Source organism: Campylobacter concisus (genome assembly GCF_003048875.2).
Classification (GTDB): Bacteria; Campylobacterota; Campylobacteria; order Campylobacterales; family Campylobacteraceae; genus Campylobacter_A; species Campylobacter_A concisus_AU.
This window is the reverse complement of sequence record NZ_CP049264.1, coordinates 990,837-1,005,374: the sequence shown is the minus strand read 5'-3', so window position 1 is coordinate 1,005,374 and position 14,538 is coordinate 990,837. Positions and strand designations below refer to the sequence as shown.

Annotated in this window: 13 protein-coding genes; 2 read left to right on the top strand and 11 right to left on the bottom strand. The window is 42.0% G+C overall.

All coding sequences use genetic code 11. From position 1 onward, the window contains the following. From CVT07_RS05015 to murJ, 11 genes are read right to left on the bottom strand one after another with little or no spacing between them, the layout of a single operon-like run. Positions 1 to 639 (bottom strand): YggS family pyridoxal phosphate-dependent enzyme, encoded by a 639-nt coding sequence (locus CVT07_RS05015; protein WP_196375758.1) that lies wholly within the window; start codon positions 637 to 639, stop codon positions 1 to 3. After that, positions 636 to 1,745, bottom strand: a complete 1,110-nt coding sequence (gene rseP, locus CVT07_RS05010; RefSeq protein ID WP_107937608.1) for an RIP metalloprotease RseP — start codon at positions 1,743 to 1,745, stop codon at positions 636 to 638. Before rseP ends, CVT07_RS05015 begins: the two co-directional genes overlap by 4 nt. 21 nt (positions 1,746 to 1,766) lie before the next feature. Beyond that, positions 1,767 to 2,762: an AI-2E family transporter gene (locus CVT07_RS05005; protein ID WP_430748115.1), complete on the bottom strand. Its 996-nt coding sequence runs from the start codon at positions 2,760 to 2,762 to the stop codon at positions 1,767 to 1,769. Positions 2,763 to 2,785: 23 nt separating this feature from the next. Then, a complete protein-coding gene (gene pgsA / locus CVT07_RS05000) occupies positions 2,786 to 3,331 on the bottom strand; it encodes a CDP-diacylglycerol--glycerol-3-phosphate 3-phosphatidyltransferase (protein ID WP_107937614.1) in 546 nt (181 codons plus the stop codon). A gap of 31 nt (positions 3,332 to 3,362) precedes the next feature. Further along, on the bottom strand, positions 3,363 to 4,151 hold the full coding sequence (locus CVT07_RS04995; RefSeq protein WP_021089130.1) for an enoyl-ACP reductase: 789 nt from the start codon (positions 4,149 to 4,151) through the stop codon (positions 3,363 to 3,365). Further along, positions 4,151 to 5,020, bottom strand: a complete 870-nt coding sequence (gene dapA, locus CVT07_RS04990) for a 4-hydroxy-tetrahydrodipicolinate synthase (RefSeq protein ID WP_430748114.1) — start codon at positions 5,018 to 5,020, stop codon at positions 4,151 to 4,153. The genes CVT07_RS04995 and dapA overlap by 1 nt, the downstream gene beginning before the upstream one ends. Before the next feature lie 26 nt (positions 5,021 to 5,046). Next, positions 5,047 to 6,288, bottom strand: a complete 1,242-nt coding sequence (locus CVT07_RS04985; protein WP_107937602.1) for a M16 family metallopeptidase — start codon at positions 6,286 to 6,288, stop codon at positions 5,047 to 5,049. 11 nt (positions 6,289 to 6,299) lie between these two features. Further along, complete coding sequence (locus CVT07_RS04980) at positions 6,300 to 7,373, bottom strand: quinone-dependent dihydroorotate dehydrogenase (RefSeq protein ID WP_107937600.1); 1,074 nt, start codon at positions 7,371 to 7,373, stop codon at positions 6,300 to 6,302. Between the two features lie 52 nt (positions 7,374 to 7,425). Then, positions 7,426 to 9,150 (bottom strand): ABC transporter ATP-binding protein, encoded by a 1,725-nt coding sequence (locus CVT07_RS04975; protein ID WP_107937598.1) that lies wholly within the window; start codon positions 9,148 to 9,150, stop codon positions 7,426 to 7,428. Continuing rightward, entirely contained in the window at positions 9,143 to 10,537 is a 1,395-nt protein-coding gene (gene cysS, locus CVT07_RS04970; RefSeq protein WP_107937596.1) for a cysteine--tRNA ligase, read from the bottom strand. The genes CVT07_RS04975 and cysS overlap by 8 nt, the downstream gene beginning before the upstream one ends. Then, positions 10,524 to 11,924 carry a murein biosynthesis integral membrane protein MurJ gene (gene murJ / locus CVT07_RS04965; protein WP_107797200.1) on the bottom strand — a complete coding sequence of 467 codons (1,401 nt, stop codon included), beginning with the start codon at positions 11,922 to 11,924 and terminating at the stop codon, positions 10,524 to 10,526. The genes cysS and murJ overlap by 14 nt, the downstream gene beginning before the upstream one ends. Before the next feature lie 122 nt (positions 11,925 to 12,046). Here murJ and CVT07_RS04960 point away from each other — a divergent pair, with 122 nt between their 5' ends. Both CVT07_RS04960 and ruvA read left to right on the top strand, forming a co-directional pair. Next, positions 12,047 to 13,978, top strand: a complete 1,932-nt coding sequence (locus CVT07_RS04960; protein ID WP_107937594.1) for a flagellar assembly protein A — start codon at positions 12,047 to 12,049, stop codon at positions 13,976 to 13,978. Continuing rightward, complete coding sequence (ruvA, locus tag CVT07_RS04955) at positions 13,978 to 14,532, top strand: Holliday junction branch migration protein RuvA (RefSeq protein WP_021087610.1); 555 nt, start codon at positions 13,978 to 13,980, stop codon at positions 14,530 to 14,532. The genes CVT07_RS04960 and ruvA overlap by 1 nt, the downstream gene beginning before the upstream one ends. Positions 14,533 to 14,538: the final 6 nt, after the last annotated feature.

The following is a 14,538-nucleotide window of genomic DNA, read 5'->3' as shown; positions in this document are numbered from 1 at the left end:
TTATAGATATAGCATCGTCCCAAGGCGGATCATATTTGAGCCACATTTTATCGCTAGTTCGAAGTCACTACTCATGCCCATCGAGCAGATAGTTGCGCCTTTTGGCTTTAGGCTCTCATAAATTTTATATGTTAGCTCAAAGCTCTTTTGCACCTCTTTTGGCTCATCCACATGCGCTCCGATGCTCATCACGCCTTTTAAATTTATATTTTTGCACTCGCTTTGGATACGCTCATAAATTTCAGCCGCATTTGCGACGCTCACACCTTGCTTTGTATCTTCATCGGCCGAGTTTATCTGAAGCAAAGTATCTAGCTTATAGCTAAGCCTTTTATCGACCTCTAGGGCTCTTTCGAAGCTATCACAGCTTTGCCAAAGCACTGGTTTTAGGCTTATCATTTGATTGATTTTGTTGTTTTGCAGGCGGCCGATCATGTGCCATTTGATGTCAGTGAAATTTTGAAGCTCTTGCTCTTTTTTGGCTAGCTCCTGGACTCTATTTTCGCCAAAATTTCTTTGCCCCTGTGCGTAAAGCTCCCTCACTTCAGTGCATGTCACGTTTTTGCTAACGGCTATTAGCGTCACATCTTTGCTTAAATTTTCTATCTTTTCAAGTAGATCTTTTAAAACTATCATCATAAACCTCCGCTTAATCTCATAATGTCATTAAAGGTCGCGAGCACCATTATGCCAAGCAGTAGCGCCCAGCCGCAGTAGGTGAGCGTAACAAGCACTCGCTCATTTATCTCGCGTCTAAAAATTAGTTCATAAATGTTAAATAAAATGTGCCCGCCATCAAGCGCTGGGATCGGAAAGAGGTTTAGCACGCCTAAATTTACAGAGATGAGCGCCACGATGGTTAGAAGCACGCTAAGGCTGATCTTAGCGGCCTTTGAAGTGACATCGGCGATCTGCACGATACCGCCGACCTCTTTTAGCGGCACAGCTCCAACAACTAGCTTTTCAAAGCTTTTAAAGATGAGCTTTGAAGCCTCGATCGTCTCGCCAAAGGCAAATTTTAGGCTCTCTAAACCTGTGTGATAAATTTTTACCACTTCGCCATTTGGCTGGATGCCGATCAATGGGCGCTGCACTTTTTCATTAAATAAATTTATCGTCTCGCCTATCTTTGGTGTTAAATTTATAGTCATTTGCGAGCCGTTGCGATCTATCAAAATGGCGCTAGGTTCAAGCTTTACGTTCTTGCTGATCTCGTCCCACTCGTTTATTTTTACGCCATTTATCGCTAAAATTTTATCGTTTATTGCTATGCCAGCGCTTGCAGCTGCCGAGCCTTTAGCTATGTGTCCGACACTTGGCGCAAGCCTCTCAACACCGATAAATCCAAGCAAAATGTATATGAAAAACGCCAAGATAAAGTTAAAAAATGGTCCTGCAAAGAGGATGTAGATGCGCTTTATGGGACTTAGTACGTTGTAGCTATCAGCGTCGTAGTTTTTGGCCTTTGGGTCGGTGTCGTCTTGCCCTTTTAGCTGCACATATCCGCCAAGTGGGATCGCGCTTAGGCAGTAGTCGGTGCCGCCAACATTTTTGGTGTAAATTTTCTCGCCAAAGCCGATGCTAAAGGTATTTACTTTGACGCCAAGCGATCTTGCTGCTAAAAAGTGACCAAGCTCGTGAAAAAATATGAGAAAACTAATGGCTAAAACGGTCACTAAAAAATAAAACGAATACGCATAAAGCCCAAGGCAAAGCAGGGCTAGCGTGAAGAGAATGCCTTTCAAAACTTACCTTTAAATTTGATTTTATCGCTCAAGTTTATCGCTGAGCAAAACGGCGATAAATTTCGTGCTCTGGTTTGTGTCAAGCGCGATCTTTAGGCTCATGGTAAGCGGTACTGCTAAAAACATACCGCCGATGCCGAACAAAAATCCCCAAAAAAGTAGGCTCAAAAGCACCACAAGCGTGCTTATACCAAGGCCTTTGCCTAGAAATTTCGGCTCGATAAAGTTGCCGATGACGATATTTACGGCTAGATATAGCGCCGCAGTCCAAGCACAAGAGGCTGCGTCGTTTAGCAAAAGCGCCACCAAAAGCGCCGGGACGGCCGCGATAATAGAGCCGATCGTCGGGATAAAATTTAGCACGAAAGCTAAAATACCCCAAAGCGGCGAGTAGGGCACGCCGATGAAATTTAGCCCGATAAATATAAAAACGCCCGTCGCAAACGACGCTGCGGACTTGATCGCGAGATAGCGCTTGAGATTTGTTATAAACGTATCTACGATCTGGTTCGTTTGCGGATTTTTGCTCGCAAAATACTCGACTTTTTGAGAAAATACCTGCACTTCAAAAAGCATAAAAGTAACGAGCAAAAAGACGAAAAAGCTCTTTGAAACGAGCTCGGTGCCGCTCCTTAAAAATCCGCCCAGCACGGCAAAAATTTTATTTATATCAAAGTCTGCGGGCGCGGCGATGCTCTCGGGATCGATTAGGCCGCGGCTCGCTAGCATTTGGTGGTAATGATCGGCGAGGGCTTTAAATTTGCTCTGAAGCTCGGGCATGTAGCTAACTAGCCCGTTTATCGTCTTTATCACGGTGTTTGCGATAAATCCCAGCGACAAAAACACCACCGCCGTAACTAGCGCGAAGGCTAAAACGCGCGGAAATTTGAGCTTTTCGAGCGCATTTATCGCAGGCGTCGCCACGATAGCGATAAAAACCGCCATCAAAAACGGTAGCACGACGACGCTAGCAGTCTTTAGTCCCGCCGCGACCACGACGAAGCTAGCTAGATAGATTATAGCGTTTCCGGTTCTCAAATTTAACTCTTTTTCATTGCTTTTACGTAGGCAAAGATGTATTCAAATCCAGAATAAAGCGTGAGCGCAACAGCTATCCAGAGCAAAAACTTGCCACCAGGCCAGCTCATTAGTAAAAATCCAACCGCAAACATCTGCGAGACAGTTTTAACCTTGCCAGCCATCGAAGCCGCGACCTCGACGCCGTCACTTGCCATCACGACACGAAAGCCAGTTATAAAAAACTCTCTTACCAAGATAAGATAAACAGCCCAAGCGCTCGCTCTGCCAAGCATCATAAGGCCTAAAAATGCAGCCAAAATCAGCATCTTATCAGCTAGTGGGTCAAGGATCGCGCCAAGCTTGGTCTTTTGATCCCAGCTTCTAGCGATGTAGCCATCAAAAAAGTCAGTCACCGAGGCGATCACAAAGATAAGAGCTGCGAAGTAGTTTATCCAGCTTATATGAATTTGCGTAAAAATTTCTGGTGCATTTACGAGCATAAAAAACATAAGCGGAGCTAGCAATATCCTAAAAAATGCCAGTGAATTTGGTAAATTTAAGCTCACAAATATGCCTTTATGCTTAGAAATTCCACTCTCATTTAAAAGTTGTGCCACCATCTATTATAAATGTATGTCCAGTCACCCAGCTAGCCTTAGATGAGCATAAAAATAGACATGCTCCAGCTAGGTCGGTTGGCTGTCCCATGCGGTTTAGTGGGCTAAGCTTTGCCGTCATATCGCGCACCTCTTCGTAGTTTGTAAAGGCTCTTAGTGCGTCTGTCTCGATAGGGCCGCCGCTTACGACATTTACGCGGATGTTTTTCTCGCCAAGCTCGGTCGCAGCGTATCTTGCCATCGCTTCAACGGCTGCTTTTGCTGTGCCATGGCCTGCGTAGTTTTCGATATAGACTAAATTTCCAGTTGAACTTAGGCTAATTATGCTGCCGCCACCCACTTTTTCCATGCGTTTTGCAGCCTCTTGCGCGCCCACGACAAAGGCATTTACGGTTGCTGTGAAGATATTATTTATACCTCTTGGTTTTAGCTTCATAAATTTAGTGTATCCACCAGCTACTGCGCGACCTGAGATGATAGCGTTTGAGATGAAAAAATCAACCCTGTCAAAGTCCTCATCTATCTTTAAAAATAGCTCCTTATAAGTCTCTGGCTCAAGGATATTTAGCGCGTAGGCTCTAGCTTTTATCTTGTAGGTAGCCTCAAGCTCTTTTGCCTGCTCTTTAGCAAGCTCCTCGTTTGAGTTATAAGTAAAAGCGATATTTACACCAGCTTTTGCAAATTCTTCGACTATGGCTCTGCCGATGCCTCTTGTGCCGCCGCTGATGACTAGCGTTTTACCTTTAAATTCGTTTAGTGTGTCCTTCATTAAAATCCCTTTATTTCGTAATTTTTAATAACTTCTTCTATCTTTTTGAAATTTTCTTTGCTCGGTTTGCAAAGTGGCAAGCGGTAATCCAAAGTGTCGATCAGCCCAGCTAGATACATCGCCGCTTTGATCGGTATCGGGTTGCTTTCGCAAAAGAGTGTTTTGTTTATCGTATAGAGGTTGTCATTTATCAGTTTTGCTTTTTTATACTCTTCATTCATCGCAAGGTGAGTGAGCTGTGAAATTTGATCTGGCAAGAGGTTTGCAGTGACTGAGATGACGCCCTTGCCACCGTATGATAGGATAGGGTAGTTTATCGCATCTTCGCCGCTGATGACTACTAAATCAGGCTCGTGAGCTAGCAGATCGACGCATCTATCGATGCTGCCTGTTGCCTCTTTGATGCCAAAAATATTTTTACAATCTTTAAAAAGTCTAAAAACGGTCGCTGGCAAGATATCTACGCCAACTCTACCTGGGACGTTGTAAAGAAGCACTGGAATTTCTATGCTATTTGCGATAGCCTTGTAGTGCTCGTAAAGCCCTTCTTGCGTTGGTTTGTTGTAGTAAGGAGCGACTGATAGGATGCCGTGAGCGCCGTGAGCTTGAGCAAATTTAGCGATATCGATGGCCTCGTGAGTGGCGTTGCTACCAGCGCCAGCGAGCACCTTGACATTTGTGCCTTTACATGCATCTACTGCGATCTCGATGCAAATTCTATGCTCATCATGCGTTAAAGTCGCGCTCTCACCAGTTGTTCCAACTGGCACAACGACGTCTATGCCGTTTTTTATCTGTCTTTTTATCAGTTTTTCAAAACTGACTTCGTCTATTTTTTGATTTTTAAATGGCGTAACTAGTGCTGTCATCGCACCTTGAAGCGAATTTTTCACGTCTATTCCTTTTTTAAGATTATTGTCGTGCTAGTTTTTTCGTTGAAATATCTATTTGCTATCTCTTTTAAAAGCTTGGCATCTATCTTATCTATATTTTTTTCAAGCTCGTAAAGTGGCTTTATATCGCCTCTAGCAAGGTATGAGCCGTATAAATTTGCCACCTTGCTTGCGCTCTCAAATGAGTAGATAAAATCAGTTTTTATCAAATTTTTAACTCTTAAAACGTCCTCTTTGTCGATCGGCTTTCTCTTTAGATCATCTATGATCTTTAAAATTTCAGCCTCAACCGCGCTAGCCTCGACATCTGGGTTGCAAACTGCTAAAAATATAAATAAATTTTCATCAACGCAGCTCATATTGTAAGCGTAAATTTGATTTACAAGCATTAGCTCATCGACAAGGCGTTGCTGTAAAACTGAGCTTTTGCCAGTTGCTAGATATTCGCTTATCGCGTTTAGTCCCACTTGATCAGCGTGTCTGAAGTCTGGAATTTTATAAGCGATCGCTAGCATTTGCGTTTGGCTATCTTTGTAGATGATAGCCCTTCTTGCACCGTCTTGCTCAGGCTCTTTGCAGTGTAGTTTTGGTATAGCTCTTTTATTTTTTATGCCGCCAAAGTTTTTCTTAGCTAGCTTAAATGCCTCATCTTTGCTGATGTCGCCACTTATCATCAAAATGGCATTTTTTGGCTGATAGTATGTAGCGTGAAATTCTTTTATATCAGCGATCTTCCAGTTTTCGATATCTTTTATAAAGCCTATCGGTGTCCAGTGGTATGGATGGTAGATAAATGCGTGGTTGTAGAGCCTAAAGTAGAGGTATCCCATAGGGTTGTTGTCTGTTCGCCACCTGCGCTCTTCGTGCACCACCTCGCGCTCTGGCTGAAATTCTTTATCTTTTAGGCTTAAATTTTTCATAAGCTCGGCAAAAAGACCAAGCGTTTTGTCTAAATTTTCATTTGAGGCTTTTATGAAGTAGTGAGTGTAGTCAAAACCCGTGCTTGCGTTATTTACGCCGCCAAAGCCCTTTACGATCTCGTCAAACTCGCCTGCGCGTAAGTTTTTGGTTGATTTGAAATTTAGATGCTCTAGCATGTGAGCGATGCCGCTTTTGCCCATCACTTCGTTTCTGGAGCCAACTTTATAAAAGACATCGACGCTTATCACTTTTGAGCCAGGATTTACTGGCACGTGATAAATTTCAAGTCCATTTTCTAGTTTAAATTTATTAAATTTTATCAATCTCTTGCCCTCTATTTTTTAACATTTGCGCCTACTGCTTCGCTGATAGAGGCAAAGCCATCTCTTTTTAAAAGCTCTAAAATTTCTAAATTTATATCTCTTGCGATCATCGGCCCTTTAAAGATAAAGCTTGTAAAAATTTGGACCAAATTTGCTCCCATTTTTATGCGCTCATAGGCCTCTGCACCGCTATCTATGCCGCCACACGCGATAAGCGTCGTCTTGCCATAAAGCTCATCTGCCACGGCTTTAAAGATATCTTTTGACTTTTTGGCGATCACCTTGCCGCTTAGTCCGCCAAAATCCTTTAAATTTGACGAGTGAGAGAGCGAATAATCAACGCTTGTATTTGAAACGAGCACGCCGCTAGCGCCGTTTTCTACCGCGCAGCTACAAAGCTTGATCGCATCTTCGTGGCTCATGTCAGGAGCTATTTTAAAGATGATCGGCTTTTTAGTAAGTGGCAAAATGACGCTAAAAAGCTCTTTTATAAAGCTCTCATCCTGCAATGCTCTTAAATTTGGTGTGTTTGGCGATGAGACGTTTATGACAAATGTGTCGCAAATTTCACTAAATTCTTTTACTAAAATTTCATAGTCTTTTATCGCATCTTCGTTTGGCGTAACCTTGTTTTTACCGATGTTTGCCCAGATCGGTATGGTAAAAGGATAGATCTTTTTTACTCTATTTTTGATAGCCTCACAGCCTTCGTTGTTAAAGCCCATCGCATTTTGGATGCTCTCTTCGTCTATGAGCCTAAAAAGCCTTGGTTTTGCGTTGCCAGGTTGTGGTTTTGGTGTAAATGTGCCAAATTCTAAATGCCCAAATCCAAGAGCCGTTAGCGCCTCAAACATCGTGGCGTTTTTATCAAAGCCACCAGCTATGCCAACTGGGTTGTGGTAGGTGCTTGAGAATAAATTTTGTTTTAGCGCATTGTCATCTACTACGCATTTGTGCGCCAAAAAGCTTAGCGAGCCAGGGAAGATTTTATTTGCCCCAACCATCGCTACTTCAGCGATCTTGTGGGCAGTTTCAGGATCAAATTTGAAAAATATAGATTTTAAAGTATTGTAGTTTAAGCTCATTTTAACCTCTTTAAAATGCCTAAAATTTCTGCAAATCTTAGCAAAAATCGCCTTAAACTAAGGCTTTGCCCTTAAGCCTTGCATAAATTTCATTTCTCTTGCTAAGCTCCTCGTCGCTTCCACTATCAATGATCTTGCCATCACTCAAAACTGCGATCTTATCGGCATTTTCAACCGTGCTAAGGCGGTGAGCGATGACAAAGATGATCTTTTTGCTTCTTAGATTATTTATCGCTTTTGTGATCTCTTTTTCGCTCTCGTTATCAAGCGCTGAAGTAGCCTCGTCAAAGATTAGGATTTGTGGGTTTTGATAAAGCGCTCTAGCTATGGCGATGCGCTGTCTTTGACCGCCTGAGAGGTTGGTGCCAAATTCATTTAAGATAGTGTTTATGCCGTTATCTAGCTTACTTACAAACTCATAGGCATTGGCTAGTTTTAGTGCGTTTATCACGGCATCTTCGTTAAATTCTCTGCCGTAAGCTACGTTTTTAGCAACTGTGTCGTTGAAGATATAGACGCGCTGGGTTACAAGCCCGATATTTTGGCGAAGTGAGTGAATTTTGATATCTTTTAAATTTGTGCCGTTTATCAAAATTTCTCCGCCATTTACGTCGTAAAATCTCATAAGCAAATTCATAAGCGAGCTTTTTCCGCCGCCACTTGAGCCAACAAGGGCTATAAATTCTGACTTATTTGCCTCTAAATTTATCCCTTTTAAGACCTCTTTGTCGCCGTAGCTTAGGCGGACACCCTTAAATTTGATCAAATTTATCTCTTCGTTTAGCTCTTTTTGGCCATCTTTTATCTGGCTTACCTTATCCATCAAGAAAAACGTCCTCTCGCTTGCTGCGATGGCGTCTTGCATCTTATTATAGATATTTACGATGCGTTTTAGCGGGGTGTAGAGCATGAAAAGCGCTGTTAAAAATGAAAAGAATGCTCCCATATTTATCTGTCCGTCGATGACATCTTTGCCGCCTATTATTATGACCGCTGCCACGCCTATTGAGCCTATGGTCTCCATTAGCGGGCTTACTAACTGCTCGATCTTGACGCTTTTTAAATTTAGCCTAAAAAATTTATTATTTTCATCAACAAAGCGTGAATGCTCGTATTCTTGGGCATTATTTGCTTTGATTATCTCGATATTTGTAAAAATTTCACTAAGTGCAGAGGTGATGTCTGATGTTTTTTCTTGTGACTGCTTTGAAATTTTCTTCATCCTTTTAGCAAGGCGCGAGATCGGATAGATCGCCACTGGCATGACGACAAGGGCGAAAAACGCCAGCTTTGGACTTTGATAGATGACGACACAAAGAAGTCCGATGATAGTTATAAATTCTCTCGTAAGTTCAGGGATCATGCTTGATACTATCGATCTTATGCGGTCGATGTCGTTTGTTGTTCTGCTGATTAGCTCGCCAGTTCTAAATTCATTGAAAAAATCCATATCTAAATTTAAAAGGTTTGCAACCATCTTTTCGCGAAATCTCCTAATTGTATCTTGTCCGATATATGCCGTAAAATAGGCCTGCATAAAGGTTCCGATGTTTTTTATCACGTAGATCGCGATGATGGCGCAAGGCAAGATGTAGAGCAACTTTTCGTTTTTCTCAACGAAAATTTTATTTAGCACAGGCTCTACCAGATAGGCACTTACCGCCGTTCCGCCACTGGCAAGCCCCATGCCGATGATGGCAAAGATGAAGTGTGGGATGTAGTCTTTAAAATATGGACCAAAGCGCTTTAGCACATCTTTTAAGCCAAAATTATTCATTATTTCTCTCCCAAACCGCACCATTTGGCGTGTCCATGATAGAGATATTCATTTTTGCTAGCTCATCTCTTATCTCATCAGCCCTTGCGAAATTTCTCTCTTTTTTAGCTACCGCGCGCTCATCAAGAAGCCTTTTTATCTGCTCTTTTTGCTCATCGCTTACACCAAACTGAAAATACTCCACATAGTTTGTTATAGCAATGCCTAAAATTTCGCCTATGAGCTCTAAATTTGCCACCACTTCGGCCTTACATGCTTTATCTTTTGGGTTGTTATCAAGTCTTTCATTTGCCGTTTTTACAAACTCATCGACGCTTGCAAGCGCCTTTGAAGCGTTTAGATCATCACTTAGTGCCTCAAGTAGCTCGCTTTTAAAGCTCTCATTTGCCATGCCAGCTTGCACGCCATCAACTCTTTTTTTGAGGCGGTAAATTTTATCTAACCTCTTTTTAGAAGCCGCAAGATCATCGTTGGAGTAATTAAAATGCGCCCTGTAATGGCTCGTAAGCAAGTAATATCTAAGCACTTCGCCATGAACGTTTTTTAGGGCGTCCTTTACGAAAAAGCTGTTATTTAGGCTCTTGCTCATCTTTTCGTTATTTACCTTTATAAAGCCGTTGTGCATCCAGTATTTGCTTAAATTCTTGTGATAGGCGCATCTGCACTGGCTTGCCTCATTTTCGTGGTGCGGAAAGAGTAGGTCGATGCCACCAGCGTGGATGTCGATCTCAAATTTATCATTTTCTTTATCGCTTAAAAACTCCCTTATCATCGCCACGCACTCGGTGTGCCAGCCAGGGCGACCCTTGCCAAATGGACTCTCGTACCATTTTTCGTCAAATTTCCAAAGCACGAAGTCTTTTTCATCTCTTTTCTCGCCAAAACTTGCCACGCGCGCGATAAGATCGGTGTTATTATCCTTACCGCTGATGCTAAAATAGCCACTATCCTTACTCGTATCAAAGTAAATTCCATCGCTCGTCTTATACGCCACACCTCTATCCATAAGCACCTTGATGTAGCTAATGATCGCCTCCAAGCACTGCGTAGCCTTTGGTTTAAAGTCTGGATCAAGCACATTTAAAGCGCCCATATCGCTCTCGTAGTGCGCTATATATTTGTTTGTGATCTCCTCTAGGCTTTGGCCAGTTTGCGCCATTTTGTTTAAAATTTTATCGTCAATGTCGGTGTAGTTTCTTGCAAATTTGACCTTGTAGCCAAGTGCTTTTAAGACCCTTCTTAAAAGATCAAAGCTAACGGCTGACTTTGCATGCCCCAAATGCGCGTCGTCATAGACTGTTGGACCGCACAGATAGATGCTTACTTCACCATCTTTAATAGGGCTAAACTCAACCTTTTCTCTTTTAGAAGTATCAAAAATTCGCATTAAATATATCCTTTAAAAATGTTAAACCAAAATAGAGCAAAACCGCCAAAATAGCGATAGCGGCTATAAATTTAGGCTCGATTATAGCTAAAAATCGCTTAGCTCCAAAGGCTCTTATATATAAAATAAGCTGTAAAAATCCCCCAAGCGAGCTTGCAAATGCAAGGCCAGCAGCTCCAAATTTCTGCATCAAAATGACAGCTAGGATCAAATTTATCACAAGGCAGATGATAGAAATTTTGGCTGCCTCTTTTTGCTTCATATTTGCATAGAGCCAAAGTGAGAAAATTTTAGCTAGACCAAATGGCGTAAGCCCCACCAAATAGGCGCTTAGCACCTTGGCGCATTCAATTGTGTTTGCCCTTACAAAATTCCCTCTCTCAAACAATAGCCAGATGATAAACTCACTTAGCACAACGCCTGTGATCGTGGCGGCTAGTAGGGCGCAAAGTAGCAAGTAAAAGCTCTTTTTTGTCCAAACTAGAGCATTTGCTTCGTCTTTTTGCTTTAAAAGCCTGGTGATCTTTGGAAAGAGTGCCTGAGAGAGCGCGATCGCAAAGATGGCAAGTGGGAGCTGAAAAATTCTATTTGCATAAAAGAGATAGCTTATCGAGCCGCTTACTAAAAAGCTAGCTAGCCAAGTGTCCATAAAAGCGCTTATCTGCATCGCACTTGAGCCAAGCAAACCGTGATAAAAATTTATAAAAAAGCCTTTGCTTTGCGCTCTTTTGCCCTTAAAATATCCGCTTAGACCGCCCCAGAAAATTTTATTTAAGGCGTTAAATTTCATAGCAACTAGATGCACCAAAACCTGCAAAATGCCGCCTGCAACGACGCCAAAGCTAAGATAAAGTGCGACCACACTCTCGCTCTTGCCACGAGCCAAAAGTAGCGAAGCGATCATGGCTAAATTTAGCAGTGCAGTAGAAAATGCAGTCGTTGCAAAGTGCCCCTTATACTGAAGTAGCGCACCCATGAAAGTGACGATATAAACAAGCGCTAGATAGTAGAAATTTATACGCACAAGTGGCACTGCGTCTGTGATATTTTGCTCGCTTAAACCGCTTGCGATGATCTTTATAAAGTAGGGCGTAAATAAATTTACAAGAAGCGTCAAAACGCCTATAAAAAGTAGAAATTTGATGAAAATTTCAGCCTGAAAGATCGCTTTTTTCTTGCTATTTGCAAAATTTGGCAAAAATGCCTGCGTAAAGGCACCCTCGCCAAAGATGCGGCGAAATAAATTTGGTATCTTAAATGCTATAAAAAAGAGGTCGCTAAATATGCCAGCACCAAGGATAGAAGCCGTTAAAAGGTCTCTTATAAGCCCTAAAATCCTTGAAGTCATGATGCCAACTGAGTTTGAGAAAAAGCCTTTTATAAACATCGCCCACCTAGTAAATTTAAAAACGCAATAGTAACAAAAGATGCTTTAAAGCTTACATAACCCAAATTTAATAAAGTTTTAGAGATAATAAGAGCCAAAATTTTATGTGAAATGGATCAAATTTGAGCGAGAACGTGCAAGAAAACGAGAGATTTTTACCGCCAACGCAAATTCAAACTTCAACGCCTTATCTATCGCTTAAAGAGCTAAGCAAGCAATATAGCGTGCCGGTAGAATTTATAGATTACAAACTCTCAAATATCTTAACCTACTACAAAAATAAAGACAACGTCGAGCCAGTTTTTGTCCCTGAAGAAAATTTAAGCTTTTTTGATGACAACACATTTTATCTTGACGAGACGCTAGAGATCGAGCAGGTCTATGACGTGGAGTTTTTTGACGTTAGGCTAAATGCCACGCCAAAGCTACCAAAGATCGACATCGGCGTAAATTCAACCATAACAAAGGTCATCGCAAAGGTTAGAGCGAGCAAAGAGTGCGAATACGAGCAGCATTACGAAGATAAGCTTTACGAATACATCGCCAAGCAGCTTATGAAGGCTCAAATTTTAATAGGCATAAGGATCGGCAAGCTAAAAGAGGAGCTAAAGCAAATCGCCTCGATAATCCACGTAAAAGGCGAGCTCGACAAGGACTACACGCTAAATTTAACCCAAGGCATCAACCCTAAAAAAGCGATCGATGCTAAGATCATCTACTACTACAAAGATAAGCTTGATGATATAAAAGAAGAAGATAAGGTTGATTACGCTGATAGAGGCTTTGTCTTTGGTGTGGCAAAAGATGAAGTGATAATGGAGGAGAAAAAGTCACACGAGGGCGCAAATGGACGCGATGTAAGAGGCAAGCTCATAGAGGTTGCAAAGCCAAAAGAAGAGAGCGAAAAAGAGATAAGCATAAGCGAAAATATCGAGCGCGTAGAAAATGATGAAAGTATAAAATATATCGCTAAAAAAGCAGGCTACGTGGTCGAGAAAAACGGCTCTTTTGACATAGAAGAGCGCATAGAGATAAATGAAGCAAATTTTAAAACAACTGGCTCGATCCAAGCAGGCACCGACACAAACGTCACTTTAGTAGTTCGCGAGACTGACACTATAAAAGACGCTATCGGCACTGGCATCATCGTGGAGGCTGATGAGATCGAGGTAAAAGGAAACGTCGGCGCAAATGCGATGGTCAAGGCAAACGATGTAAATATCGGCGGTCAAACTCACCAAAAGGCTAAAATTTACGCCAAACACGCCAAAATTTCTATCCACATCGGCAAGGTAGAGGCTGAAAGCGTCGAGATAGATAGGCTAGAAGGTGGCACTGTCATAGCAAAAAGAGTAAAGATAAATAGCGTAGTTGGTGGCTCTATAACAGCTCAAAACATCCAGATAGACACGCTTGGCTCAAACTGCACCATCACAGCCTCACATCTAATAGACGTTAGATACCTAAGAGGCACTGATAATAAATTTATAATTGACGCTAGCAAGATGCCAGAAAGTGCGGAGGCTACGCAAGATCAGCTAAGTAAGATCGAAAGCACCAAGTCTGAGCTAGCTACGCTTCTAAAAAACATAGAGAGCAAGAAAAATGTCATCAACGAGAACAAAGACTCGATCTATACGATAAAAGCTAAGATCGAGGAGCTCTCAAAAGCCAAAGTGATACCGCCAGTTACATTTATGAAAAAGCTAAAAGAGTATCAAGGGTTAGTCAATGAATATAACACCTTGCTTAGGATATTTAAAGAGAAAAAAGAGCTTTTGGCTGATCTAAAAGATGAGCTTGAGATCATGCAAAATGGCATCTTTTCAGCCAAAGTGATAAACAGAGGCAACTGGATCGAGCTCAATGAGATAAGATTTGTCATCGTCGATCCTCCGCAAAATGTCACCTACGTCTCAAAACAAAATGAGACCGCTCACGTCATCACGCTAGATAAATTTGATAACGGCGGCGAGGTTGAGTACAAGATCAAAAAGTCAAACAAGCTTGAAGACTACGCGGATATAAATTTCATGGAACAAAAGGTTAAATGATGATAAAAGCAATCGAAGGCGTCGTTACAAAAAAAGAGCCTGCATTTGCCATACTTAAGACAAATAGCGGAGTAAGTTATGGGATTTTTATCTCGCTTTTTTGCTCAGCAAAACTTAGTAAAGGCGAAAAGGCCGAGCTTGCCATAACGCAGATCATAAGAGAGGACGCAAATTTACTCTACGGCTTTTTAGATGCAAATGAGCAAAAGATGTTTGAGATGCTTATCAAGCTAAATGGCATCGGAGCTAGCACAGCGATGGCGGTTTGCTCAAGTCTTAGCTCGCAGGCATTTACAAACGCCATAATAAGCGGTGACGCAGACACCTTTAAAAGCGTGCCAGGCATCGGACCAAAGACAGCTAGACGAATAATAGCCGAGCTAAGTGATGCTAAGCTTATAAGCGACGAGAGCGTGCCAAGCTACCAAAATGAGGCGCTTTTGGCACTTGAAGCGCTTGGCTTTAAGCGTGAGAAGATAGTGAAAATTTTGCCTGATTGTAAGAGTGAAAACACGAGCGATCTTATAAAAGAGGCACTTAAAAAACTAGGATAAGGATAA